Origin of the sequence: Pricia mediterranea (assembly GCF_032248455.1) — a bacterium.
GTDB classification, from domain to species: domain Bacteria; phylum Bacteroidota; class Bacteroidia; order Flavobacteriales; family Flavobacteriaceae; genus Pricia; species Pricia mediterranea.
This window is the reverse complement of the sequence record NZ_JAVTTP010000001.1, coordinates 1,702,826-1,729,363: the sequence shown is the minus strand read 5'-3', so window position 1 is coordinate 1,729,363 and position 26,538 is coordinate 1,702,826. Positions and strand designations below refer to the sequence as shown.

Annotated in this window: 25 protein-coding genes; 11 read left to right on the top strand and 14 right to left on the bottom strand. The window is 47.5% G+C overall.

Annotation, left to right across the window (positions count from 1 at the left end; genetic code table 11):
• The first annotated feature begins 2 nt into the window (after window positions 1-2).
• The 3 genes from RQM65_RS07190 (at window position 3) to RQM65_RS07180 (ending at window position 5,932) form a co-directional block, all read left to right on the top strand.
• Window positions 3-3,158 (top strand): SusC/RagA family TonB-linked outer membrane protein, encoded by a 3,156-nt coding sequence (locus RQM65_RS07190; RefSeq protein ID WP_314013767.1) that lies wholly within the window; start codon window positions 3-5, stop codon window positions 3,156-3,158.
• Window positions 3,159-3,174: 16 nt separating this feature from the next.
• Entirely contained in the window at window positions 3,175-4,917 is a 1,743-nt protein-coding gene (locus tag RQM65_RS07185; protein WP_314013766.1) for a RagB/SusD family nutrient uptake outer membrane protein, read from the top strand.
• 94 nt (window positions 4,918-5,011) lie between these two features.
• Window positions 5,012-5,932, top strand: a complete 921-nt coding sequence (locus tag RQM65_RS07180) for a carbohydrate kinase family protein (RefSeq protein ID WP_314013764.1) — start codon at window positions 5,012-5,014, stop codon at window positions 5,930-5,932.
• A 58-nt stretch (window positions 5,933-5,990) separates the two neighbouring features.
• Here RQM65_RS07180 and RQM65_RS07175 read toward each other — a convergent pair whose 3' ends face one another.
• Genes RQM65_RS07175 through RQM65_RS07165 form a run of 3 tightly spaced genes read right to left on the bottom strand, consistent with a single transcriptional unit; the run spans window position 5,991 to window position 7,510 of the window.
• Window positions 5,991-6,413: a putative quinol monooxygenase gene (locus RQM65_RS07175; protein ID WP_314013763.1), complete on the bottom strand. Its 423-nt coding sequence runs from the start codon at window positions 6,411-6,413 to the stop codon at window positions 5,991-5,993.
• A 2-nt stretch (window positions 6,414-6,415) separates the two neighbouring features.
• Window positions 6,416-7,309: an MBL fold metallo-hydrolase gene (locus tag RQM65_RS07170; RefSeq protein WP_314013761.1), complete on the bottom strand. Its 894-nt coding sequence runs from the start codon at window positions 7,307-7,309 to the stop codon at window positions 6,416-6,418.
• Between the two features lie 39 nt (window positions 7,310-7,348).
• The gene (locus RQM65_RS07165; RefSeq protein WP_314013759.1) at window positions 7,349-7,510 is read right to left on the bottom strand and encodes a hypothetical protein; all 162 of its coding nucleotides are present in this window, start codon (window positions 7,508-7,510) and stop codon (window positions 7,349-7,351) included.
• Between the two features lie 88 nt (window positions 7,511-7,598).
• Between RQM65_RS07165 and RQM65_RS07160 the strand changes: the two genes are divergently transcribed.
• The 4 genes from RQM65_RS07160 to RQM65_RS07145 all read left to right on the top strand — a co-directional run bounded on the left by RQM65_RS07160 (window position 7,599) and on the right by RQM65_RS07145 (window position 10,708).
• Complete coding sequence (locus RQM65_RS07160) at window positions 7,599-7,742, top strand: hypothetical protein (protein WP_314013757.1); 144 nt, start codon at window positions 7,599-7,601, stop codon at window positions 7,740-7,742.
• Window positions 7,743-8,113: 371 nt separating this feature from the next.
• Window positions 8,114-8,701 (top strand): T9SS type A sorting domain-containing protein, encoded by a 588-nt coding sequence (locus tag RQM65_RS07155; RefSeq protein ID WP_314013755.1) that lies wholly within the window; start codon window positions 8,114-8,116, stop codon window positions 8,699-8,701.
• 259 nt (window positions 8,702-8,960) lie between these two features.
• On the top strand, window positions 8,961-10,004 hold the full coding sequence (locus RQM65_RS07150) for a sensor histidine kinase (RefSeq protein ID WP_314013754.1): 1,044 nt from the start codon (window positions 8,961-8,963) through the stop codon (window positions 10,002-10,004).
• A complete protein-coding gene (locus RQM65_RS07145) occupies window positions 10,001-10,708 on the top strand; it encodes a LytR/AlgR family response regulator transcription factor (RefSeq protein ID WP_314013752.1) in 708 nt (235 codons plus the stop codon). The genes RQM65_RS07150 and RQM65_RS07145 overlap by 4 nt, the downstream gene beginning before the upstream one ends.
• Window positions 10,709-10,743: 35 nt before the next feature.
• Here RQM65_RS07145 and RQM65_RS07140 read toward each other — a convergent pair whose 3' ends face one another.
• From RQM65_RS07140 to RQM65_RS07095, 10 genes are all read right to left on the bottom strand, one after another.
• The gene (locus tag RQM65_RS07140; RefSeq protein WP_314013751.1) at window positions 10,744-10,878 is read right to left on the bottom strand and encodes a hypothetical protein; all 135 of its coding nucleotides are present in this window, start codon (window positions 10,876-10,878) and stop codon (window positions 10,744-10,746) included.
• A gap of 5 nt (window positions 10,879-10,883) precedes the next feature.
• The gene (locus tag RQM65_RS07135) at window positions 10,884-11,456 is read right to left on the bottom strand and encodes a flavodoxin (protein WP_314013748.1); all 573 of its coding nucleotides are present in this window, start codon (window positions 11,454-11,456) and stop codon (window positions 10,884-10,886) included.
• Window positions 11,457-11,508: 52 nt separating this feature from the next.
• Entirely contained in the window at window positions 11,509-13,677 is a 2,169-nt protein-coding gene (locus tag RQM65_RS07130) for an outer membrane protein assembly factor BamB family protein (protein WP_314013746.1), read from the bottom strand.
• Window positions 13,674-14,147 carry a cupin domain-containing protein gene (locus RQM65_RS07125; protein ID WP_314013744.1) on the bottom strand — a complete coding sequence of 158 codons (474 nt, stop codon included), beginning with the start codon at window positions 14,145-14,147 and terminating at the stop codon, window positions 13,674-13,676. Before RQM65_RS07125 ends, RQM65_RS07130 begins: the two co-directional genes overlap by 4 nt.
• Before the next feature lie 13 nt (window positions 14,148-14,160).
• A complete protein-coding gene (locus RQM65_RS07120) occupies window positions 14,161-15,276 on the bottom strand; it encodes an alpha/beta hydrolase (protein ID WP_314013742.1) in 1,116 nt (371 codons plus the stop codon).
• A gap of 245 nt (window positions 15,277-15,521) precedes the next feature.
• Entirely contained in the window at window positions 15,522-16,025 is a 504-nt protein-coding gene (locus tag RQM65_RS07115; protein WP_314013741.1) for a cupin domain-containing protein, read from the bottom strand.
• A 25-nt stretch (window positions 16,026-16,050) separates the two neighbouring features.
• Window positions 16,051-16,779, bottom strand: a complete 729-nt coding sequence (locus tag RQM65_RS07110; RefSeq protein ID WP_314013739.1) for a carboxymuconolactone decarboxylase family protein — start codon at window positions 16,777-16,779, stop codon at window positions 16,051-16,053.
• Window positions 16,780-16,957: 178 nt separating this feature from the next.
• Entirely contained in the window at window positions 16,958-18,718 is a 1,761-nt protein-coding gene (locus RQM65_RS07105; protein ID WP_314013738.1) for a PQQ-dependent sugar dehydrogenase, read from the bottom strand.
• A 52-nt stretch (window positions 18,719-18,770) separates the two neighbouring features.
• Window positions 18,771-19,814 (bottom strand): SMP-30/gluconolactonase/LRE family protein, encoded by a 1,044-nt coding sequence (locus RQM65_RS07100; RefSeq protein ID WP_314013736.1) that lies wholly within the window; start codon window positions 19,812-19,814, stop codon window positions 18,771-18,773.
• Window positions 19,815-20,080: 266 nt separating this feature from the next.
• The gene (locus RQM65_RS07095) at window positions 20,081-21,064 is read right to left on the bottom strand and encodes an aldo/keto reductase (RefSeq protein ID WP_314013735.1); all 984 of its coding nucleotides are present in this window, start codon (window positions 21,062-21,064) and stop codon (window positions 20,081-20,083) included.
• 311 nt (window positions 21,065-21,375) lie between these two features.
• Here RQM65_RS07095 and RQM65_RS07090 point away from each other — a divergent pair, with 311 nt between their 5' ends.
• Together RQM65_RS07090 and RQM65_RS07085 are read left to right on the top strand one after the other, a co-directional pair.
• Window positions 21,376-22,008 (top strand): hypothetical protein, encoded by a 633-nt coding sequence (locus tag RQM65_RS07090; protein ID WP_314013734.1) that lies wholly within the window; start codon window positions 21,376-21,378, stop codon window positions 22,006-22,008.
• 45 nt (window positions 22,009-22,053) lie between these two features.
• Window positions 22,054-22,287: a helix-turn-helix domain-containing protein gene (locus tag RQM65_RS07085; RefSeq protein ID WP_314016800.1), complete on the top strand. Its 234-nt coding sequence runs from the start codon at window positions 22,054-22,056 to the stop codon at window positions 22,285-22,287.
• A 32-nt stretch (window positions 22,288-22,319) separates the two neighbouring features.
• On the opposite strand, the gene RQM65_RS07080 is transcribed toward RQM65_RS07085, so the two are convergent.
• Entirely contained in the window at window positions 22,320-23,204 is an 885-nt protein-coding gene (locus RQM65_RS07080) for a 3-keto-disaccharide hydrolase (protein ID WP_314013732.1), read from the bottom strand.
• Between the two features lie 458 nt (window positions 23,205-23,662).
• Here RQM65_RS07080 and RQM65_RS07075 point away from each other — a divergent pair, with 458 nt between their 5' ends.
• Together RQM65_RS07075 and RQM65_RS07070 are read left to right on the top strand one after the other, a co-directional pair.
• Window positions 23,663-25,489, top strand: coding sequence for a glycoside hydrolase family 2 protein (locus RQM65_RS07075; RefSeq protein WP_314013730.1), 1,827 nt, complete (start codon window positions 23,663-23,665; stop codon window positions 25,487-25,489).
• A gap of 11 nt (window positions 25,490-25,500) precedes the next feature.
• Window positions 25,501-26,517 carry a glycoside hydrolase family 43 protein gene (locus tag RQM65_RS07070; protein WP_314013728.1) on the top strand — a complete coding sequence of 339 codons (1,017 nt, stop codon included), beginning with the start codon at window positions 25,501-25,503 and terminating at the stop codon, window positions 26,515-26,517.
• Window positions 26,518-26,538: the final 21 nt, after the last annotated feature.

Genomic DNA, 26,538 nt, shown 5'->3' with positions numbered 1-26,538 from the left:
TTATGAAATCAATAATTTTATTTTTTCTATTGATATCTGCCCCGATGGGCCTATGGGCCCAGGGACAGATAACCGGTACGGTCACATCCGCCGGCGATGGTATGCCCTTGCCCGGTGCTTCCGTTATCATAAAGGGAACGACCGTCGGGACAACGACCGATTTTGACGGCAATTATATCCTCGAGGATGCCGCTGCGGATGCAACCTTGGTATTTAGCTATATTGGCTTTTCAAGTGTCGAAATACCCGTCGATGGGCAATCGAGGATCGATGTGGCCATGCAGGAAGATGCACAGCAACTCGATGAGGTCGTTTTGACGGGCTATTCTTCCGAACGAAAGATAGATCTTACCGGCGCGGTTACCGTGGTGGAAACGGCACCCATCGAAGGCCAAAGCCTTAGCTCGGGTAACGCAATGCAGGCCTTACAAGGACGCGTTCCAGGTCTCTTCGTCGAAAAATCGGGAGATCCCACAGGGCTGAACAGTAGAATCCTAATTCGGGGTATCACCACGTTGGGCAATAACGACCCGCTTTATGTAATAGATGGGGTACCGACAAAACGCCAAGAGGTCTTTGCAAGCCTGAACCCGGAGATAATAGAATCCATACAGGTATTAAAAGATGCATCTGCCTCTTCCATATACGGATCAAGGGCCGCAAACGGCGTAATCGTGGTCTCCACGAAGAGTGGGGCGAAGGGCGAACGTCTGACGGTCAGCATCAATTCCAACCTGTCCGTACAATCCGAAAGAAAACAACGGTATGATATGTTGAATTCGCTTCAGAGAGGTGAGGCGCTTTGGCGTGCTTCCGTTAATGATGGAGCGGATCCCACGGGTGGTTATGGTGAAATCTATGATTTTGACTGGAACGGTGATTTTGCCAACCCTGTTCTTAATAGTGTTTCCGTACAGCCCTTTGTAGGTGGAAATCCCGATGTGCCCGCCGGGGACACTGATTGGCAGGACGAGGTCTATGAAACGGGCTATGTATTCAACAACGAGGTCACGGTTTCCGCGAGTTCGGAAAAATCATCGCTCCTGGTCAATCTGGGATACCTGAAGAATACCGGCATGCTCAAATATACGGGCTATGACCGCTATACCGCAAAGATTAACGGAACCACCAACCTGTTCAACGACAAACTGAAGTTTGGGGTCAACACCCAGTTTTCCACATCCAATGAAACCTTGGTGGCCAGTGATGTCGGCGGAGCTCCTACTACCGGCCTTGCGATAACTTTGGCACCGACCATTCCGGTATTTGATAGTAACGGTGACTTTGCCGGGCCTTTGGGAGCTGGGTATTCCGACCGTAATAACCCATTGCTGATGCAGTATTTGAACCGGTGGGACAACGCCACCAAGAACAATTTCTTTGGGAACGTCTTTGCCGAACTTCAGATAGTGGACAACTTGACCTTTCGGTCAAGTCTGGGAATCGACTTTAGCGATTTTAAGAGCAAGGATATCGAGCCCAGGGTGAACAACGGTTTTATAACCCGAAGTAACAACAGGCTTATATTCGACACCAACAAGTTAACGACACTGACGTTTTCAAACACCCTGAACTACAATTTGGTCCTGGGAGATCATCGCTTCGGGGCTTTATTGGGGGTCGAATCGATACGCGAGGATTTTGATACCATTTTGGCTCAAGCGGACGATTTTGCCGTGGAACAGGAATCCTATTTTGTACTCTCTGCGGCCACGGGCGCACGGACGACAAATGGAATCTCGACACAGTACAGCCTTCAGTCCCAATTCGGGAAACTGAATTACTCCTATGCCGATAAATACCTGGCTTCGTTCACGGTACGTAGGGACGGTTCCTCAAGGTTCGGTGCGAACAACCGATACGGTATTTTTCCGGCCGCTACTTTGGGTTGGAGGGTCAGCCAGGAAGAATTTTTAAGGGACAATGAGATCCTTTCCGAGCTAAAACTTCGGGCTGGTTATGGCGAAGTGGGGAATCAGGAGATAGGCAACGTTGCCCGATTCGGTCTCTATGAATCGAGGTATGGCACCACCCAGGCCCAATTGACGGGAGGTTTTTTTGAGATATACTATAATGTGGGCACGGCCTATGACATTAATGGCAACAATACGGGAACACTGCCCTCGGGATTTGTATCCACGCAGGCACCGAATCCCGATCTAAAATGGGAAACCACAAAGGAATGGAACTATGGTGTGGATTTCGGCTTTTTTAATAATGCGATCAGCGGATCTTTTGATTATTTTACAAGGGAGACAACGGATATATTGACTACCCCACCGATTGCATCCGTTATTGGTGAAGGCCAACAGCGCGTTTTGAACGGTGCCGCAACATCAACAAAAGGTTGGGAACTGGCCGTGGGATATTCCAATGCCTGGGACAACGGACTATCATTTGGGATATCTACAAATTTTGGTGCCTTTAAGGATGAGATTACTTTCTTACCGGAAGAAGTTAGGGCAGCATTCCCCGGAACGGCCCAGAATTCAATTTTGGGGCAATCTCAATCCGCTGTTTTCGGGTACCGTACCGATGGGCTTTTCCAAAGTCAGGCCGAAGTCGAAGCGCACCCCACTGGGGGGGTACAGACCGGGAATGCGAGACCGGGCGGGATTAAGATAGTCGATATTAACAGTGATGGCGTAATCGATAGCGATGATCGGGATTTTATAGGAAATACACTACCGGACCTGGAGTATGGTGTGCGTTTGGACCTTGGCTATAAAAACTTTGATTTTTCGGCATTCGGGTCCGGTGTGGCAGGAAGGATCGGGGTCGATTCCTATATATTCTGGAACAATTTTGTACAGGGAAGGGACAATGCAGGTCTGGGTGTTCTCAATGCTTGGACCCCCCAGAATACCGGTTCGAATATCCCATCGCTTTCATTGGTCAATAATTTCACCGATAATTCCGATTATTTGTTTCGGAAGAACTCCTATTTCAAGATTCGGAATTTGCAAGTGGGCTATTCATTGCCAACGGATATCATAGGGAAATTGGGTGGTATGACCGGATTGCGAATCTACCTTCAGGGCGAGAACCTGTTTTGGTTCACCCCGGACGGGTATATAGGTTCCGATCCGGAACGGATAGACGTGAACAGGATACCGGTACCGACGGTATATTCTATAGGACTTAACCTAAACTTTTAATAAATAAACTGACATCATGAAATATAATGGAATATTAGCATTGGGAATTTGGGCGGGACTGCTTTTTGCTTCCTGTTCGGATGAATACTTGGAATATGAACCGGAAGGAGTGCTGTCCAGCGAAAATGTGGCGACGGCCGAAAATGCGGAATCTTTGGTCATTGCCGCTTATGCGGGCATTGCCAATGATGAGATGATAGGGCCTATGACCCACCAGTGGGTGTATGGCAGTGTACGTTCCGATGACGCCTATAAGGGCGGCGGTGGTCGAGGCGACGTTGGCGAAATCGACAGATATGAACAATACAATCTCACCATCCCGGATCAAGGAGATGCGATGGCACCACGCACTTGGACCAATTTTTACAGGGCGATTTCAAGGGCCAATTTCGCATTATCGGTAATAAATGGGATACCTGATGCGGACTATCCCGAAAAGACCTTAAGGCAGGCTGAACTTCGTTTTTTGAGGGCCCATTCCCATTTTATGCTCAAATTGATTTTCAAGAAGATTCCCTATATCACGGAAGAATTGACCCAGGAAGAGATAGCGCAAGTTTCCAATGATGTCGATAACGATGCTCTTTGGAACACCATTGCCGAGGATTTTCTTTTCGCCTACAATAACCTGCCGCAATCACAGGAACAGGTGAGTCGGGCGGATAGAAACGCTGCCGCTGCCTATTTGGCGAAACTTCGCCTATATCAGGCATACGAACAAAATGAACAACATCAGGTGACCGCTATCGACCCTGCGCGTCTGCAAGAAGTCATTGATTTTGCCGATGAGGTCACAGGAAGCTTGCAACCCGATTACGGGAACAACTTTTTGGACGGATTCGATAATGGCCCCGAATCGATTTGGGCGGCACAATTCTCGATCAACGATGGTACGAACGTAGGCCGGGTAAGTTTCGTGACAGGATTAAATTCCCCACACGGCACCGGATTGTACGGTTGCTGCGGTTTCCATCTGGCAAGCCAGAATATGGTAAATGCGTTTAGGACCGATGCCAGCGGGCTTCCCTTATTGGATACTTTTAATGATGCCGATATCTTTACAAACGTGGACGCAAATGGTGCGGCCCCTCCCGATGCCGGGCTTACCGTGGATCCCAGGTTGGACCATACCGTTGGGATACCTGGCCGTCCCTTTAAATATCGGAATACGGTCAACGAAGCCGGTGATATGGTGTATAACTTTAGTTGGGCCAGAGATCCTGGAGTATATGGCTATTTTGGAAACATGAAAGAGCAACAGGCACCTGATTGTTCCTGTTATGTAAAAGAGGGTCCGTTCGTCGGCACTTCGGTAAATGTTCGGTTCATACGTTATGCCGACGTCCTTTTGTGGAAGGCCGAAGCACTGATTCAATTGGACCGATGGGACGAGGCTTTGCCCATTATTAACCAGGTTCGCAATCGCGCTGCCGCAAGTACACAGCGCCCTATTGAGGCGGGTGCTACCGATATCTACAATATCGCAACCTATGACTCCTTCCCCTCAAAGGATTTTGCCTGGAAAGCCCTTATGTTCGAAAGAAGGTTGGAGTTTGCCATGGAAGGCCATCGTTGGTACGATTTGGTACGTTGGGGCATCGCGGCCGAAACGTTGAATGCCTATCTGACCGAGGAAAAAACAAAAAGGGATTTCTTGGTCAATGCCCAATTTACTGCCGGCAGGGACGAATACTACCCCATACCGCAGCGTGAAATCGACTTTACAGGTGGATTATATATCCAAAACCCCGGATATTAGACATCTTGTTTTGAAAGTAATTCAGTAATCTGAGTTAGTTGGTTAGATTTTAAAAGCACGGCGGTTGTTTCCCGTGCTTTTTTAGTGATAAAAAATGAAAAATATGGAAGGTGCAATGAAAAAACCTAAACGTCAAATGCGGGCCGTCTGTTTCGGAGAAGTTCTTTTCGATAATTTCCCGTCCTACTCTAAAATCGGGGGTGCGCTGCTCAACGTCTGCGTAAGATTGAAATCGCTTGGCATGGACGTTTCAATGATAAGTGGCGTGGGTGCGGATTCCAATGGTAAGGATATTATCCGATATCTTATAAAGGAGGGCGTGGATACCAGCGGTATATTGGTGCAGAAGGAGTATCCAACAGGAAAAGTAAATGTAATTCTTAACGATAAAGGTGTGGCATCCTACGATATTTCGTATCCTGTAGCTTGGGATAAAATTCCCGTGCTCAACACATATGAAGACTTAGTTAGGAATAGCGATGTTTTGGTATTCGGAAGCCTGGCCTCTCGCGATGCTGTAAGTAGATCCACATTGAAATCCATACTAAAATTTGCCCCATATAAAGTCTTTGATGTAAATCTTAGGGTTCCACATTATACTTATGAACGTCTCATTGATCTGATGGAGGAATCGAATTTTATTAAGTTCAATGATGAGGAGCTTTTTGAGATTGCCGATTATTTAGGCTCCCCGTATAATTCAATGGAACAAACCATTGCGTTTATAGCCAAGGAAACCGGCACGGAAACCATTTGCGTGACCAAAGGAGCTTACGGAGCTATTTTATACAACAAGGGTGATTTTTACCACAATAGCGGTTATCGAATTAAAGTCTTGGACACAGTGGGTTCCGGGGATTCTTTCTTGGCCTCTGTGATTTATAAACTTTTCAACGAAGACGGTCCCCAAGAGGCAATTAACTTTGGTTGTGCAGTTGGTGCTTTAGTGGCGGGTAGTGAAGGGGCGAATCCCATTTTGACCAAACAAGGGATTGCCAAGTTTATGAACCCTTAAACAATCAAGTCAGGTTCCGTTAATGGGCCGTTTTAAGAATCACCTGTAGTCGCCCTTTTTAATTCACCTTTTCAAAGATCATAGGCATGGTCTGGCCGTCAATGGCACTCATATCGACCAATTTTAAAGATTTTACCATTTTTAGGGTTCTCGTTTTGTAGTGTTTAAAATGTGGGGTTTTCAAGTGGTCCTCGTATGCCTTTTTGTCCGCGTAAATTTCCAATATCCTGATTTCGGTCGGATTTTCCTTTTGGTACATTGGATAAATGGAAATCACACCGGGTTCCAATGCCACCGAAGCTTTTGATTCTTCCGTTAGTATCGATAAATACTCGTCCAGATATTCAGGCACTATTTCGATTTCCGATATTCTGATCATCATCTTTTCCGAATCGAAAGTCCTGTTGGAATCTTCCTGTCGTTCACACGAATTGAGCGCAACCATGAAAATTAAAATCCAGTACAATCTTGGTATCGCCATTTCTAGTTCTTTATTTTTTTAAGGGTAAACGGTTCCCCAGGTGCAAGAACAACGATCCGCTCAGGGTTGACAACCACATCGTACAGGTCTTTGGGGTCGGCATTGAACGGCGGGAAATCCGGTGCATCGACCGAACCCCAATGATTCAACAGCAAAACAGTGTTCGGATAGGCGTTCGCGAGTTTGACCGCACCCTCGAAGGTAAAATGCCATTCGCTATCGGACCAGTCAAAAAGAATGGCATCGGGAACGGGCATTGTAAGGTGTTCGGGCATCAGACGGGAATCGCCCGTTGCCCAAACGGTTCCATCGGGTGTATCTATCCAAAATCCACAGAAATCCTCGTCCTTGAACTTGCGAGGGCTTGTTCTTGGGTATGCGTTCTGCCATGCGTGGTCCGCTGGGGTGAGCGTAACTGCTGCCGGACCCACCTTGAACACATCGCCAATGTCATGGCCGATACCGGGCAAGCCCTCATTTTTTAAAAGCGAGCCGACAAACTGCGTACTGTGAAATGTCTCGGTGACTTCGGCTAAATCGTTAGTGGTCGGTACACTATAATGGTCGTTGTCCGCATGGGTGACCAAAACCGCATCCAAGCTGGGTACCTCCTCGGTCTTGATTGGGTACTCTATCATTACGGGCATATCAAAGTCCTTTAAAAGCGGGTCGATCATCATGGTCGTACCACGACTGTTGATGAAAAAGCCGCCCATTCCGAGCCATCTCAAAACGGTTTTACCGGATTTTTCAAAGGCTTCCTTGCCGAAAGGCTGGGTTTTCGGCGCTTTGGCCTGGTATTTCTTTTCGTCCCCAGTGGTTTGTGCCGTCGCGTTATTAGTCAGTATTAAGAAAGCTACCGAAAATAAAGCCAGAAAATGCGTTCTATTTTTCATGTCATGTGAATTATGTTAGTAAGCCCCCTTTGACCAACATCACTTTGTAAAAATCACGCCGCTTATTACAGGCTTGGCATTCTTTCCGGCAAAGGGCTCCAATTTGAATATATTGAAATGCCCGATTTCCTTTCTTAGGTTATCGGGAATAAAATCGAACTTGCGATTATAGAAGCCTTCTAGGCTTTCCACCGTTTTCATGTTTAAAAGTTACAAAAATCAAGGAAACCATCACGGCTTTCTGTTTACCTTTCGTCTTTTGGGCCCTCCAAAACTATAATTCAAGGAAATGTTCCATACAAAATCGTCCTCTGGCACTATCTGCGTGTCGATGGCCTTGTTCAGAATCGATGAAATGGAAAGTGGAAAGTCCTTTTTGGCCAATGTAATAAAAACCTACAACGTAATACCCCGTTTTGTCGTCAAGACGTAAGTAATAGGCCTGAGAAAAGTGATCGGTAGGGTAATAGCGAGCAAAAGAAATTTTCGAAAGTCTAGAACCATGAAGTCCATCTTTGCAATTGTTTGATTTCTACAAGCACAAAAGTAATTTTGAACAGTATGGGCCGGTAATATATTTCAAACCGATAGTTACAAAATTCAAACAAAAGGTGAATACGGTTTTGATTACCCGGTTAAACTTTGTTTGGCCGCAAAAAAACCTTCATCGCAAAGATTTTGGGGTTCACCGCCAACTTTTTCCGGTTCATCGCAACTTGTCATATCGCCTTGTCCCGCGCCGTATGTTTGTCCTGTAAATCATTAATAACGCGTCCGTTACAAACGGACATAAAACAGGATATCATGAAAAAGTTTTTAAAAGGTACCGCAGTATCGGCCTTGTTGCTCGCCACAACCGCAGTAATGGCCACCGAGCCGAAAATCGATCTCAAAACCGGCAACGATGCAAAGAGCCTTGTTCTCGAAATGGATGACGCATCGGGAACATCGGAGATACGGTTGACCGACTCGAACGGTAAAACCGTCCATTACGAAAATCTGTCGAAAAGTACCTATTCCAAAAAGTTCAACATGGAGGAGCTGGCAAACGGAACGTATTACTTCACCGTGGAACATTTTCCGAAAAAGGTGGTCTATGCCATAGCATTGACAAGCAGGGAAATTAAGATCGACAGCAAAATGGAAAGTTCACAGACCCCGGTTTTAACGGTATCGGACAATAGGATCTATCTCAACCTGTTGAACAATGATCTGAACACCGTAAGGGCCAAGGTTTTCAACGGCAACAACCAACAATTGCAGCATCTGGTCTTCAAGAACGATTTTACCGTAGGTAAAGTCTTCAATTTCGAAAATGCGCTAGTGGACGATTATAGGGTCGTTGTAGAAGACGGTAAAAATGTGTACCGTCAAACCATCTCCGTGAAATAGAAAAGGGCACTATATCCATTTTTAGTGGAAAACGGTCTTTAATCGATGTTGAAGGCCGTTTTTCCATTGGCCGGCATTCATCATTTAATGATAACCGTAGGTAGCTTACCCAGGTTTTAATTATATTGGCAATCGGGAAGGACCATCATTAGTGAAATGAGCCCTGAAGATCCGGTGGCCCCGGCCGACTTGGGGATCGGCGAATTGCACCCGCCTGCCGGACGGGCAGGTCCGACCAATTAAAACAGTAAAGAGATAGATGGAACTTCAGTTTATATCCTTTAAAAGATTTCAGGCAGTGGTCATTCATCTGTTGGTCTGGGGTTTCGTATTCTCGCTGCCTTACATCTTTTCCCTACAATGGCAAGAGGGCAGGATGCCCACGGAATTTGCCCGTAAGATACTCGTCCTGAATATCGTCATGAACCTTATTTGGGCAGGGACCTTTTACCTGAATACGCAAGTTCTTGTTCCCCGTATATTGTATCGCAAAAATATTTTGATATACCTAGCGGTGAATTCGGGGCTGTTGGCCGCCATACTCCTGATCAATCGTTTGGTCTTTGAAGCGTTATTGTTCAGAGCTCCCTACTCAATCAACAAGGCCCTCGTGCACAACGCACTGCCCTTTCTGTTCTTTGTATTGATCGCCATTGCCTTTCGAACGGTGAGCGACCGTTTGGTCCTGGAACGAAAGGCGAAGGAAAGGGAAAGCGAAACCCTTAAAACGGAGCTGGCATTTTTACGTTCCCAGATCAGTCCGCATTTTCTGTTCAACGTACTCAACAACATCGTGGCCCTGGTGCGCCTAAAAAGTGAGGAACTGGAACCGACCATTTTAAAACTGTCATCCCTGATGCAGTATATGCTATACGAAACGGACGAGGATAAGGTGCTTTTAAAAAGCGAGGTGGATTATCTGGGCAATTACATCGACCTGCAAAAGCTCCGGTTCGGAAAGCGGTTGAACCTCAACTTCGATGTGGACATGAAAGAGGACTGGCATACCATCGAGCCCATGCTCCTGATCCCCTTTGTGGAAAATGCCTTCAAACACGGTACGGGAATGATAGCGGATCCGGTCATCGACATTTCGCTCAAGGCGGACAACGGGGAGCTTCTGTTTTCCGTAAAGAATAAATACATCGAGAAGGACGAGGCCAAGGACAAGGTTTCCGGAATCGGATTGTCAAATGTTCGGCGAAGGCTCGAACTGCTCTATGGGAAGGGACATGATCTTAAGATCGACAAAACCGCGGATTGGTATATCGTTACCTTACAATTAACCTTCGAAGCCCCATGAACTGTATCGCCATAGATGACGAACCCTTGGCCCTTGGGCTCTTGACCGATAATATCGGAAAGGTGCCCTTTTTGAATCTAGTGGGGGCCTGCGAGAACGCTTTTGAGGCGATGCAGACCATGAGGGAACATTCCGTGGATCTGGTCTTTATCGATATCCAGATGCCCGGCCTTACGGGACTCCAGTTTATCGCCAGCCTGGAGGTCAGGCCCCTTGTGATCTTCATTACCGCCTATAAACAGTACGCCGTGGAAAGCTATGACTTGGATGTGGTGGACTACCTCGTAAAACCCGTTTCCATGGAACGCTTTGTCAAGGCCTGCAACCGGGCCAAGAAATTGTTCGAGCTGAAGTCGGCTAAAACCTCGCCCGCCGAAAATGCTCCGGATCATTTCTTCGTCAATGCCGATTACAGTCAGGTAAAAATAAAGTTCGACGATATCATCTGGATGAAAGGCTATGGCGATTATATAAAGTTCCATTTGAAGGATGCCCAACACCCGCTGGTGGTACGTACCAGTTTTAAGGAGCTTGAATCGGAACTGCCCAAGAACCGATTTCTCAGGATCCACCGATCCTATGCCGTGGCCCTATCGGAAATCACCGCCGTTCGCAAGAACAGCGTTTTTCTGGGGGACAAGGAGTTGTCGATAGGGGAGACCTATCGTGAAAGTGTTGCAGGAATCGTTCGCAAGGGTAAGTAATTGGCGATATTTTTTGGTCCGAGATTGAATTTATCCTACTGCTGCGCCAGATAGCTGTCGACCGCGCCGGCGGGAAAACAATCGGTGAACAAAGGGGGTTTGCCTACGATCGCTGCCAGATCGGTAAAGGCGTTAGTATCAAAATAGCCACGGGTAAAGCCGTCCTCCAAAGTTTTTATTTTTTCGATACACTGGTCATATCCAATTTTTCCAACCACGACCCGACCTCTTCTTTAGCTTCATCGTATCGCTTCCCCTTTATCGCCAAAAAGATTCCGTCCCTTTCACTGCCGCCCTTTATGGAAAATCCGTCGAGAACATCGCTATCCGGACAAAGTTCCTTGACCGTTCTAAAACTGCTGCCAATGCCATAGCCCCCGTTCGTATTAAAAGGAACGACAATTTTGCCGCTCAAGTCATGAGCAGACAAAAAACTTTTCATTGGCGGGGGCAGTTGCATGCCCCAGGTCGGGAAGCCCAGGAAAATGGTATCGTATTTATCCATAGCTACTTGGGTCTTCAGGGGAGGCAAAAATCCGGTCTCGTTTTCTTCGGCCACCTGCTCTACAATAGCGTCATAATCTTTGGGATAGGGGTTTTCCAGTTCCAACGCTACCAAATCGCCACCTACCTCCTTGTGTATGATTTCGGCGATAGCCTTGGTGTTGTTGGTGCGGGAGAGATAGACGATGAGAATGCCTTCCGAAGCTGCACCCTGCTTTTGGGCGCAACCTGTTTGTAGACCCAAAAATATCAGTATGATTAAGGAAAGTTTTTTCATCGTTCTCTTCCAGAAATACTTACGGATTATCGGACGGCAACGCAAACGCCATGACCGAGCCCGAAGGATTTTCTTCCGTGCCTCCCACAGAAAGTGCGATATATTGTTTTCCATCCACGGAATACGAACAAACATTCGCGTTATTGGCAGCGGGCAATTCCGTTTCCCAAACCAGCTGCCCTGATTTTTTGTCGATCGCCCAAAGCTTTTTATCGGCCGCACCACTTATGAATACCAAGCCACCTGCCGTTACCATAGGTCCCGAGCGCGCCAATAACCCTGTGTCGGGCCCGCCTTCTTCTTGTAATTTTTCGTCATTGCCCAAGGGTATTTGCCAATCGTATTCCCCTGTATTAAGATTTAATGCGTTCAAGGTATTCCACGGTGCTTTTAGGGCCGGATTGCCGCTTGGGTCGCTCCATGTTCGGTACGGCGTTATGTTCATAAACCGCTTAGGCTTTTCTTCCCCTTCCGTTATTTGCGGGGCATCTATCGTGGCATCTTTCATCTCAAATAGAAATGCTATGATCCCGCTTTCTTCCTGCTCTGTAATCACTCCTTTATAACCGGGCATTTTACCGCCACCTTGCTGGATTTTTAAAAGGGTTTTATTTTCGGACAATCGATTTTTTAAATCGACCAAGGAAGGTACATCTTCCATCGCTCCCTTCTTATCCGCACCATGGCAGGCCACGCAGTGTTTTTCATAGGTCACCCGTCCCAATTCGAACCGTGTATTGTTCTGGGCCTTGAAATGTTCGTCGGCATCCACGATGGTCTGAATTTCAGGAAGATTGTTTCCACGGATATACAGATAATCGGTATCGGGATCATAAGCGGATCCTCCCCAATTGGCACCCCCTCTGGTGGCCGGCAAGGATATCGTCCCTTTTAAATCGGGAGGTGTGAACAAGCCTTCATAACGTACCGAACGGAATGTCTTTAAAATGGAATCGTGGTCGGCCTCGGAATAATGGTTCAGGTCATCTTCGGTCATAAACTGTTCTACAAAAGGCTTTGGTTTTACGGGGAAAGGCTGCGTCTCATAAGCTACTTCGCCCGGAAGATTCGAAGCCGGAACTTTGCGTTCTTCCACGGGATATAGGGATTCGCCCGTTTCGCGGTCCAATACAAAAACAAAACCTTGTTTGGTAGTTTGGGTCACCGCTTCAATTTCCTTTCCGTCCTTTTGGATGGTTACTAAGGTAGGGGGCGCAGGCAGATCATAATCCCAAATATCATGGTGTACGGTCTGGAAATGCCATTTATAAGTGCCTGTGGCGGCATCCAAGGCTAGAACACAATTTCCGTATAGGTTGGCCCCTATTCGATCCGCTCCATAAAAATCGTAGGATGGGGAACCCAATGCCAAAAAGACTACTCCTTTTTCCGTATCAATGGCCATCCCTGCCCAACAGTTGACCCCTCCGGCATATTTATAAGCGTCCGGAGGCCATGTTTCATAGCCCGGTTCGCCGGGATGCGGAATCGTGTGGAACGTCCACGCCAATTCCCCGGTCTTTACGTTATAGGCACGGACATAGCCCGGGGGCGCTCCATAAAAATCCGGCAATCGTGAACCAATTATAATGAGATCTTTGAAAATGCTGCCAGGGGTGGTCAAGGTTACAGAAATTTCCTCGGGGTCATCCCTCACGCCCACGTTGAGGTTCACCTTTCCGCTTTCACCGAAAGAGGGAATCAGTTCGCCGGTTTCCGCATCGATGGCCATCAAATAATTGCCGGCGGAATACAGAATGCGTTTATCTTCTCCATCCTCCCAATAGGTCACGCCCCTACTGGCGGCACTGGGCTCGCCTTCTTCCAAGGCCTTGAATTTCCAGATCTGCTCGCCTGTTGCTGCATTGACGGCATACACCGATTGTTTGGCAGAATTGGCGTACAACACTCCATCGATTATAATAGGATTACTTTGACTGGATACCGGATCCTCGCCTTGGGCAACATCATCGGTCTGGAACGTCCAGACATTTTGTAATTGGGTTACGTTGGAGCTATTGATTTGATCCAATGGGGAATAGCTTGATGCTTTCGCATCGGCTTTGTAGGATGTCCATGTGTTCTTGGTTTCTTCATGGTCACTTTTACAATTGGACAAAATAAGGATGGATACTATGCCGATAAGAACATATTGGCTGTAGGATAAATTTTTCGGTATTTTTTTCATTTCCTGAGTTTCTTCGCTACGCTATCGTAGTATTCTTTGGAAAGCGTTTCCGTCCAAGTGGTAGGTTCTTCCCCGCCATATAATGCCAAATAGGTAACATCGCTATCCTTGGTGGACGAGTGCCAGTGCTCCGTGTCCTTTTCACATTTGATCACATCTCCTTTTTTAAGGATAACAGGTTCCTTCCCCCTTTCCTGATAATATCCCTCGCCGTCAACGTAGATCAAGACCTGGGATGACGAATGTTTGTGCCAGTCCAAAGTGGAATTTGCCTTGAAGGTGGCCTTTGTGATGTTGAAGTCCGTTTCATCATCGGCCTCCAGTATGCCGTTCAGCCAGGCCTCCCCGATATAATGGGTATTCGGTGCCTTGGCCCCCTTTTCTTGATAGGATGAGACCTCGTACTCGTTGTGTTGGGCTAAAACGCATACGGGAATAATACATAGTACTGTTGTGATTAGATTTTTCATGTTTTTATAGTTTTTAGTTCAACTCTTTTTCTGCAAGCCATTCGTACATCAAATCGGCTATTTTTTGGTTGTTCAGGTCCGACATCGGAAAATGGGTATTACCTTTTATCCCTTTTTCCGGCAGCACCACCAGAGTAACATCACCACCGGCATCGTTTACGGCCTTGGTCCACTTACGGGCCATCAAAAGGGCCGCGCGCCATTGCTCCTGGCCGGGATTTTCCACTTCGGTCTCCGGGATGTAATCGCCATAATAGATCACGATGGGAATTTTGGTCAGCTTTTCAAATTCCTCCATCGCCACACCACGGGCCTGTAATGTTCCTCCTACGTACGATATGGGTTCCGGCACATTGCCCTCTGGAAAAACAAAATTGCTACCGGGCTCGTACGACACAATGGCCTTGATGTTGTCATTTTCCAAGGCCGTAAGCCACCCTTGCCCGCCGCTGTGGGAATGGGTGACCAAGATGCCATCGCCTATCCTGTCAAAGAGGGCCGAAACCGCATCGATGTTAAGATCGATATCCAAAGGCCCTGTATCAGGGGTGCTCCGGCGGAAGAACTGATCGAGCGCTTCCGGATCTTTTGAAAACTGTATGTCCGGATAAAATTCGGTTCCCTCGCCCATCCTGAAAATACCGAACCAAAGCTGGTCTTCCGTTCTGGCCTGCAAGGTTCCGGGTTCCAAACCTTGACCTGCCAGGCCGCGTCTGGGCTGGTCCACCAAATAGACCGGAAACCGTTTTCTCAAGAAAATGCCCTGAAAGCCTTCCCGATCGTCAGGGGTACTTTGCCAGGTACGCATCGACTGTCCGTAGCCGTGCCAGAATACAAGGGGTAGGTCCCTGGCATCGACCGGAATCTGATAGAATACCGATGCGTGGTCACCGTGCAGGGTCTGTCCTTCCGTACTTTGATCTGTGGGATTGAACGCGCCGTGGGCGATAGGGTCAAAAGAGCCGGGACTCTCTTTTACGCTTCCCCCAACGGCGAACGCACCCTGTTGCTTAATTGCAATGATATTGTTATCGGTAGTATTGTCGATAGTCTTGGTCTGCCCGGTATTGTTTTCCTTGCATCCAAATACTTGTAATGACATTGCTATAATGAATATGATTTTTTTCATCTGTTTATTTTTATTTCTTTTTTATCGGTCAGATGTAATTATTCACATCTTAGTCTATTGTTTTTAACGGAGTTCATGAATCTTCGATTTCGCCAATAACCATCTCGGTTGGTATCAAAAATTGTTATGGCTCATTTCATAAATCCTTTATGTTTTTGATTACAAGGCTATGTAAGGATTCTTACAGCATTCATATCCGAGAGTTTGATTTATCGGATAGCACAATGATAGATTATTTTCCGCCACTATTTTGCATACTCCTCTTCGGTAACGGCTTCCAGCCATTGCGTAGGGCCGTTTTCCCGGCTGGAAATGGCGACTTGGATAAACTCCTTATCGGCACTTGCACCGTGCCAATGCGGAGTATTTGCAGGGCATTTGACCACATCGCCTTTATAGAGGATTTTTTTCGCACTTCCCTTTTCCTGGTAATAGCCTTCGCCATCCAAAGCCATTATAATCTGTCCGTTCGGATGCGAATGCCAATTGGACCTTGCCCCGGGATCGAACGTTACCGTTCCCACGGAATTTCGGTTCACACTATCGGCCCTCACTTGCATATGCACCCAAACATCGCCAATGAAATTGTTGTTCGTGACCTTTTCCCCTTTCGGGAAAATCAATTCTTGCCGTTTAGTTGAATCTACTTGTTCAGTTGAATCGGTGGCTTGACTTTTTTCCTCTATTTGTTTACAGGAAAAAATAAGCGTTCCGATCAATATAATCGCTAAAATATTATTGCTGTTCATAAGGTTTAGGTTTTTTCAAGTGATATTATTCTTTTGATTGCAGTAATTTGTTCAAGACATCTCTGGCCGATTCGATTTTCGCCTCGTCTACATTTTTTCCGACCACATCGACCAATTCCTTTAATTGTGCCGGTGTGATGCCCTGTATCAAACAGATGTTCATGTGCGAACGCAGCATGGGTTCCACATCGCCGATCGTTGCCAGAACGGAAACCGTGACCAGTTCCCTTTGCCGATAGTCCAAAATGTCCCGATCGAAAATGTCCGCAAACAGATGCTCCTTTAAAAAGACTTCGATGATTGGGGCAATCTGGGCGTAATCGGCCGGTGGACCGTCCAATTTTGCCTGTACCAATGCTTCCAGATTAGCTTTGCCCCGGTCATATTTTGTACGTTTATCTTCAATTGGGGAAGCTTCCGCACCCAAAGTATCCTCTATTCCTTTTGCCTTGCGTTCGTCCAGCACTTTGATAAATGTCCGTAATCCCCGTAAGCTCCGTGGAAATCCGCAGTAGGCATATAGGTGAACCATAACCTCCTTGATCTCGTTCACGGTCAGTCCGGCATCCAGACCTTCCGCCAGAGCCGTTTCTAGATTTTCCAGATCGCCCTTTGCGGTCAGCGATGCAATGGTGATGATCGATAGCTGTCTTGCATTGAGTGCATTATCAAGATGGTCTTGTTTTTGCCCGTTTATATTTATTGTCATTAAGAACAAAAGGCCTGTCGTTATTTTACTGAATTTATGCGCCATTCTAATTGTTTTATATCCATTTTTTGAAGCCAAGCTTATTTCCCACATACCGTTCTACTGCCAATGTCGGATTTTCTTTCGTAAGCGGTTTTATAGAAAGCGATTGCGTTTCGCTTGTTTTCTTCTAAATTCATAGGTCAGCTAATAAAGTAACGAGGCTGAATTTTCAGCTTTCCCATTATAAAGACGTTATATAGGATACGAGTTGGTTCACCTCTTCTTCCTTGAGCCGACCTTCGTAGCCGGGCATGACGGGCATATACCCTTCCACGATTTTTGCGTTCGGCCATAGGATGGACTCGCGAAGGTAGACTTCATCCGCCGCTGCCGTCTTTCCTTCCTGTAAGGTCACTTCGCTTCCGTAAAGGTTGTACAGTGGTGGGCCGGTAGAGGTCGGGGCATCTGGATCAACGCTGTGGCACGTGGCGCATTCCATTTTGTTAAAGAGCGTTGCGCCGGGTGATGACGAGGCGGCCAATGTGCCGGCAGGGGCTACGCCCGTTGTGTCCGGTTGCGCCGACCCCATGGTGTTCTGCACCGGTGCCGATTTTCCGGTGTAAACCACGCGCCAGATGCGTCCCTTTTTATAATCGGAGATATAGAGTGCGCCGTCCGGGGACACGGCCAGGCCCATCGGACGATATTTCGCCGCACCACGGTCGGGGATGGGCGCTACCCCGGCAAAACCATCGGTAAAAGTCTCATAGTCGCCATAGGGCCGTCCCTCCTTGAAGGGCACAAAGACGACCTTATAGCCTTGCTGCGGCAACGGGGCGCGGTTCCAGGAGCCCATGAAGGCGATGAAGGCACCGCCACGATACCTTTTTGGAAACTGCTCGCCCGTATAGAAGAGCAGGTCATTGGGGGCCCAGTGGCCGGGAAAGGCAATGACGGGACCTTCAAACTGTCCGGCATACCTACTTTCGGAAATCGGTATTTTTCCGTCCCCGCCATATTCCGGAGAAAGCATAAGTGTATCCTTTAATTGATCGTAGTATCCGTAGGGCCAGGCAAACCGGTCTCCTTCATCCACTTTATACATTGATTCGGCTGGGAGTTCCGCGCTCTCCTCCATAGTATAGTAATCCGGCCACAAGGTGTGCAGTTGGTCTCGCCCGTGCTGCATCACGTAGAGCGCATCGGTGGTAGTGTTCCAGTCTAGGCCGACGACGTTGCGCAGGCCGGTGGCATAGCGTGCATCCGCACTGAAGGTCTGCCCCGTTCGGTTCGCATCGAAGCGCCAGATACCCCCATGCTCCTCCAACAAGGGGCAAGGTTCGATCCCCGGAGATCCGGGCGTACGTTCCTCCGTCTGGCATGCATTCGACGGAGCGCCCACGGCTACGTAGAGGTTGCCGCTGTTGTCAAAGGTAAAGGACTTGGATGCGTGCGACCGCTGTTCGGGAAAACCACCGACAACGATTTCCGGTTCGCCCTCGGGAACGAGCCGACCGCCTTCGGGCATGGGCCAGCGATAGACGGCCGTGGTGTTCGAGGCCCAGAGATAGCCGTTGTGAATGGCCATGCCCGTCTCCCACAGAATGCCTTCTTTTGTCTCGTTCATGTCGCCAAAGTATTTGATGACGTCGGCCCGGAAGTCGCCCGTGGTATCGCGCAGGGCGACGATGCCGCCCTCTTTGCTGCGCGTCTTCATATAAATGTCGCCATTGGCCGCCACGACAAGATGACGCGCGCTGTGGTCGTCGCGAAGGCCAAGGCTGTCGATCACAAGGCTGGCGCAAAACCCGTCGGGCAAGGTAATGCCGCCGTTTTCCGGATCGCATACTACCTTTGCATCTGACCGATTTGGTACATCCGTGGTTTTCGACTCGCCACATCCTGCTATTAGCAGTATAGCAAAAAGAGGCAGAACAGGAAACAGTTGGATGCCGCCGAGTTTTTTACCAAATAGTTCGAGGCAACTTTTATGGATTTTCATGGTAGTATGTTTTTTAGGTTCGTTGAGAAAAGCGTCCGATTAAAGGCGTCGATCAGTCGAGCGGTATAAATGCGAGGCTGTTGTTCGCGTTCATAGGGATCACAAGTTGGTTTGTTTTGGCATCGTAGCACATGGATGCCGCACTCGGAACGTTTTCTGCGATCAACTCGGCGGATTCGCCGGGATGGATACGGGAAACCCCGCCATGCCTTACGCTGCATACGTACTTCGTCCCGTCCGGCATGACCACCAGGCCGTCACTGCCCGGCTGGGCGGCAGATTCCGTCTTCAATAATTTTCCTTCTTCCGAGAATGTCAGCACATCGACGTTCCCAAAATTGGCGACCACAATATTTCCTTCGGGATCAAAGGCGATGCCATTGGGCGCGTTGAGCGGCTTGCCTTGTACTAGCACAGTTGCTTTCCCTGTGGGAGTAACCTTCCAGACCTTCCATGTATCAGGATTTGGATTTTCTCCAAAGAAATCACCGGTCTCCGTGGCGTAAATCGTGCCATCTTCCTTCACTTCAATATCATTGATCCAGCCTGCACCTTCGATCTTAACCTCACCGACCGGTTTTCCGGACTGCATACTGAACTTGCGGATAACGGCAACGCTTGGGTCATCTTGGCCCGTGCCGCCATCACGATCGGCCACATACAGCATGCCGTTTATGATGTCGCTACCAAACGGCTCATTTAATATGAGGGGAGGGGTAAGTTCTTTGCGATCATCAGGGCGCTGAACGCCGATCCATCTCAGGGAATTTACCGACCCATCGGGGTTGATGAGGGAAACCCAGGCATCGTTGGTCTGCATATTTGGTGGAAGTCCACGGTTGGGAACCACAATAAGCCCGGTCGCGGCATCATAAGAACAGCTTTCCGCTGATTGGATACCGCCATAAACCTTTACATTGGATGTAATTGGCTCAAAATCTCCATCTGAAGTGGTAAGGCCGAGCGGTTTCCCGACAGGATATGGTTCCTGGTTCTGTGTTTCCTGTGCAAGTATGGGTTCTACCGAGAGGCTTGCCATCATTATAATGGACAAAACGCACGTGATTAGGCCCTTAGAAGGCTTTTTCTTTTTCATATGTAGATATTATTGTTTTTTAATGGTCATATGTAATTCGCATATCTTCATTCGTGTTTGCGACCGGTTATCGGTCATGCTCATTTCATGACTTTATTATTTAATGTTATTTTCACAATACCGATTTTAAATTTATGGCATTAGGGGCTTGAAGAAGCTGGTCGAGTATATTGTTCGATCGTGGCTTCTTTTCCTGTGGATTGCTCCACAGCATAGATAGATAAAATACACTCATAAAAAGAATAGGGACGAAATATTTCATGGCACTATCTGTTGATCATTTTCTGGTTCGCTTCGGAATACCGTTCCCCAACCAGGTCGATTTTTGAAGTAGCCTCCGTGATTTGTTGCAATTCCTCATCCGTAAATGTGATATTGGCCGCTCCAAGATTTTTTTCCAAGCGAGAAATCTTCGTAGTTCCGGGAATAGGAATAATCCATGGTTTTTGGTTGAGGATCCAGGCCAGGGCCACTTGTGCAGGGGTGGCATCCTTTTCCTTGGCAAAAGCCGTAACGAGATCGACCAATGTAAAATTTTGTTTCAGGTTCTCTTCTGAAAAACGGGGCACGGTACTTCTGAAATCATTATCCGAAAAGCTTGTATTTCTGTCTATTTTGCCGGTTAAAAATCCTTTTGCCAAGGGACTAAAAGGTACAAAACCGATGCCCAGTTCTTCCAGTACGGTAATAATTTCTTCTTCAGGTTCCCTCCAAAACAATGAATACTCACTTTGCAGCGCCGTAACCGGTTGAACGGCATGTGCCCTTTTGATCACATCTACCCCGGCTTCCGACAGACCAAAATGCTTCACTTTTCCTTCCGCAATTAATTCTTTTACAGTAACGGCGACCTCTTCAATGGGTACATTCGGGTCTACACGGTGTTGGTACAAGAGGTCAATGGCGTCTACTTGTAAACGTTTCAAGGAAGCGTCCACCATATTTCGAATCCCGGTAGGGCTACTATCCAGTCCTATCACTTTTCCATCTTGATACCCAAATCCGAATTTGGTCGCTATTTTTACTTGGTTCTTAAACGGTTTTAATGCCTTTCCTGCCAATTCTTCATTAATATAAGGCCCGTACACTTCGGCGGTATCGAAAAGGGTAACCCCCATATCAACTGCTTTACGGATCAATTGTATCATTTCCTTTTCGTCCTTCGGGGGTCCGTAACCGAAGCTCATGCCCATACAGCCAAGGCCGATTTCCGATACTTTCAAATTCTTTCCTAATGTTCTTGTTTTCATATCATTGGTAGGATACAAAAGTATAAGGTCATTTGGCAAAAGGGCTTACCTAAATTACGGATATACCTACCACTATTACGGATTTTGGAAAAGCCGTTTGATTTACTGGGAATCAATGGCTTATCTTTGAGAACTCATCTGGACCTTTTCTTTTGCCTGCAAATTTCACATTTTGCACCCTTATTTTGTTTTTTTTGAGTTCCGTAGCTAAGGCTATGCAACTAAAAAAAGCCTTCATAAAGGCACAAAAGCCGAAATTTTCGGTTCCAAACAAAAAGTCAAGAAGAGTTCTAACGTAAAATTATAGGTCCATGAAAAATGTACTGCACATCGATACTGTAGGTGATTACCTTAATTTGAGAAAACAAGAGGTGTTGCACCCTTTGGTAGGTATTGTTGATTTTGAGGACGTGAACAAAGAAGGCTATGAGAACAAAGATTATGATGCCTTCCATTATAATTGCTATGCTATTTTCTTGAAGGATGCCAAGGGATGCAAAATGCGTTACGGAGGGAAGCCATACGACTATGATGAGGGAACCCTTGTCTTTATGGCGCCCGACCAAACTATTGAACTTAGTGGTTTCGCCCCTGATTATGTACCCAAAGGATATGCGATGCTATTTCACCCCGACTTGTTATCGGGCACCGAGCTGGGCAAAAAAATGCATACCTACGGCTTTTTCTCCTATTCAAGCAACGAAGCGTTGCACCTATCCGCCAAAGAGCGAAAAACGATTTTAAGCTTGGTCGAAAAAATACAGTTCGAGTTGGAACAGAACCTGGACAAGCACAGCAAAAAACTGATCGTGGCCAACATTGAACTCCTTTTGGATTATTGTACCCGTTTTTACGATCGGCAATTCTTGACCCGTGAACTGGAAAACCAAGGTTCTTTAGAGAAGTTCAATAATTTGTTGAACGCCTATTTCAAATCCGATTAACCTCAAGAACACGGTACGCCTTCGGTAGGTTATTTTGCCGATCAGCTGCATTTATCTTCCAACTATTTTGGGGACTTGGTCAAAAAGGAAACCGGAAAATCGGCACAGGAATATATTCAGAACAAATTGATCGATGAGGCGAAAGAACGGGTGTTCGACCCGAAAAAATCGGTCAGTGAGATAGCCTATGAGCTTGGGTTTAAATATCCCCAGCATTTCACGAGACTATTCAAGCAAAGGGTAGGACATTCGCCGAGTGAGTTTAGGAATTTGAATTAATTGACTATTACACCCTTGAACGGACTCAATTATTAATACTCACAAGTGGTATTGTCCGCCTTCACGTAGTAGCTTTTATAGTTTTTCGCCTTCTTGTCCATACACCCTTCGAGATTCAGGACTTGAATGGACTTAAAATCAATTGGGGCGGTCTCCGCTTGAATGGCGATAAACCCTTCCTTCACCGGAGTTCCCTCGCGGTACGCGCTTTCCTTATAACCTGCTACGCTCCCACCCCCAATGGTCGGTTTTCTGTATTCCATGACTACCTCCCCATCTAAAATGTGTTGGATCAGGGAATCGCCAAGTACTAGAGCTTCGACTTCCACCCATTGATCTCCGGGATATGTTTTAGAGGTCGAATTGATGCAATGCGGGGTGAACAAGGTGTCTCCAAGAACGACGTTCGTGCCCGGCGTACATAAATTGGCATTGGTACGCTCATTCACGCCATCACCGCCCAAAAGTTGCAGTTCCAACGATATCGGAAAATCTTGATCCAGCCCGAGGGTGGCGGGGTCTTGACAGTGGAGCATAAGGCCATTGTTGCGAACGGCCCAACCCGGGCCGCCGGTCATCTGCTGGCCCACGAAACGATAAACCGCCTTTAACCTGTAGTGAGAAAACTTTTGATTGTAATAAAGATGGCCAAAATCGCCGTTGAAGGTGTCCTTTTCCGCGTACCGGACACTTAAAAGACTGTCTTTGACACGGAATCTGTTTTTATAGTTATTGCCCAATTCGAATCCCGTGAACTTCGGGGTCCATTGCTTCATATCGGATCCGTTGAACAGCTCGACCCATTCTTCCTTATCGGGGTTTGGTTGTGAGGTTTCGCAAGAATTCAGAAAAATGGCAGCTATAAAAAATAGGATTAACGATGGAATTTTAAAGTGCTTGGTTGTAGGATGTTTCATTTTTGTATTGTTTTGGATTGTGGTTACACTATTTTTAAAGTTTGAGCAGCGCATGTTAGGTGTCAGGCATCTTGAATCCGTCTACTCACCCTAGGGTTGGTTTGATTTTATAGTCCATTTGAACTTTTGTATAAAGCTAATATAAATACTTCTTATCTGTAAATTTGTAGCAGTTACTTAAGCATTGTTCTTCTGATAAGCTAAGAACCTTTTGCGGTTCACCGTACGATTTAATGGGTTATATGTAATTGGCTCTTCCGAATTCGTGTGTAACTGCAAGTTGCCCCGGAGCATGCAATAGCATCCATTGATTTCCCACAATTCCTTGTTTTGATAGAATACCACCCTAAAAAGAAGGAAAAGCATTAGCTTAAATCCCCGAAAATCGTTTTATTTGAATAAGGACATTCCCCAGACTTAAAAGTTCGTAAAACCAGCAACCGAAAATCCGGCATCCAATGAAAAACAGTCTTGTTCTCGCGCTATATCTACTTTCTTTTACCTCGCTTCTGGCCCAATGGAAACCCGCCGGGGACAAAATAAAAACCGAATGGGCGCAAACTATCGACCCAGAAAACGTCCTTCCCGAATATCCCCGCCCGATGATGGAGCGGGCGGAATGGAAAAACCTGAACGGATTGTGGGAGTACGCCATACGGCCCCGGGGAAAGTCCCGTCCCGAAAAATTCGACGGCAAGATCTTGGTGCCCTTTGCGGCGGAATCCAGTCTGTCGGGCGTCATGAAGGAGGTCGGCAAGGCCAACGAACTCTGGTACCGCACAGCTTTTGAGGTGCCCGGGAATTGGGATGAAAAAAATGTTCTGTTGCATTTCGGGGCGGTGGATTGGAAGACGGATGTCTGGATCAACGAGGTGAAAGTAGGCTCGCACGAAGGCGGATATACCCCTTTTACGTTTAACATTACCCCGTTCTTGGGCCAAGGGGAACAAAAACTGATCGTCAAGGTTTGGGACCCCACCGATGAGGGCCCCCAGCCCCGGGGCAAGCAGGTCAAGGAACCGAAGGGCATCTGGTACACGCCCGTTACCGGCATCTGGCAGACGGTATGGTTGGAACCCGTGGCGCAAAAGAGTATCGCGAACCTGAGGACCGTGCCCGATATCGATACCGGCAGCGTAAAGATCGATGCCGATATCGTTGGTGGTATCTACGGCGATATCGTCGAAGTAACGGTCATGGACGGGGTTGCGGAGATAGCTACCGGCAAATCGGCGGTCGGGGAATCAGTGGTGCTGGGTATCGATAACGCCAAGCTTTGGTCGCCCGAATCGCCGTTTCTCTACGAGATGGAGGTAAAACTGCTGGCCAAAGATTCGCTCGCGGGTGAGCATACCCTTCAAGATGAGGTAAAAAGCTATTTTGGCATGCGTAAGATATCCATGAAAAAGGACGATTACGGTATCGTTCGGATGCAGCTGAACAACGAGGATTATTTTCAGTTCGGTCCCCTTGACCAAGGCTGGTGGCCCGACGGCCTTTACACCGCACCCACCGACGCGGCCCTGAAATACGATATCGAAAAGACCAAGGAACTCGGGTTCAACCTGATCCGCAAGCATGTCAAGGTGGAGCCCGCCCGCTGGTACACCCATTGTGACCGGATGGGCATTCTGGTCTGGCAGGACATGCCCAACGGCGACGATGGCCCGCAATGGCAGAACCACAATTATTTCAACGGAACGGAGTTCAAAAGGACCGCCCGATCGGAGGCGATTTACCGAAATGAGTGGAAAGGGATCATGGACTATTTGTTTTCCCACACCAGTATCGTATCCTGGGTCCCCTTTAACGAGGCCTGGGGCCAGTTCAAGACCGAGGAGATCTCGGAATGGACCAAAGCCTATGACCCTAACCGACTGGTCAACGCGGCCAGTGGCGGCAATTTTTACCGAACCGGCGATATCGTCGACCTGCACAACTATCCCGGTCCCGCCATGTACCTTTACGATGCCGAACGCACCAATGTTTTGGGTGAATATGGCGGCATAGGCCTTGCTTTGGAAGGCCACCTTTGGCGTCCTGATGAAAACTGGGGCTACGTCAAGTTCAAAAATTCCGAGGAAGCGACCGATCAATATATTGAATACGCCGAGAAACTGAAAAAGATGGTGAAATCCGGTTTCTCCGGGGCCGTCTACACCCAGACCACCGATGTCGAAGGCGAGGTCAACGGGTTTATGACCTACGACCGAAAAGTAGACAAAATGGATTTTGCGAAGGTGAAAAAGGTGAACCAAGAGCTAATAAAAGTACTACAGGAATAAATACTAGGCCAATGAAAAAATATCTTTTCTACCTGACCCTGACCGTTGGACTGTCGGTTTTTGCCCAAACCCCGGAAACATCGAGAGGCAACAACCCCATCTTCGAGGGCTGGTACGCCGACCCTGAAGGCGCAGTCTTCAACGACACCTATTGGATCTTCCCCACTTATTCCGACGACTTCGACAAGCAGCTTCATTTTGATGCCTTTTCCTCCAAAAATCTGATTCATTGGGAGAAACACGAACGCATCCTGGATACCACCAAAATCAAATGGTTGCGCCAGGCCTTATGGGCACCTTCGATTATCGAAAGGGACGATAAATACTACCTCTTTTTCGGGGCCAACGACATCCAAAGGCCCGGCAGGGATTCCTATGACCCCGATAACGACATCAACCACTACGGGGGTATCGGGGTGGCGGTCGCCGATAATCCGGGAGGACCTTATGAGGACTATCTGTGCGAACCCTTGATATCCGATTTTTACAACGATGCACAGCCTATCGATCAATTTGCTTTTAAGGATACCGACGGTACCTATTATTTTTTCTACGGGGGATGGAGCCATTGCAACCTGGGCGTGCTGAACGCTGACTTTACGGGATTCGTCCCGTGGGAAAATGGAGAAAAATTCAAGGAAATCACGCCCGAAGGCTATGTCGAAGGTCCGTTTATGTTTTTAAGGAACGGCATTTATTATTTTATGTGGTCCGAGGGCAACTGGGGCGACGGCAGCTACCGGGTGGCCTACTCCATGTCGGACAAAGCGACCGGTCCCTACGACCGCATAGGCACTATTCTGGAATCCAAGGAGGGGGATATCGCTACCGGGGCCGGGCACCATTCCGTCGTCAAAAGACCGGGCACCGACGAATATATTATGGTATACCACCGTAGGCCCGTTCCCAACGAAGACCGTGACCATCGTGTGGTCGCCCTCGATAAAATGGATTTCAACGACGACGGTACTATCAAGCCCGTAAAAATGACTTTTGAGGGAGTGTCGGCGGATACAATCAGAGAGTAGCAGCCCCAATAAAGAGCCTAG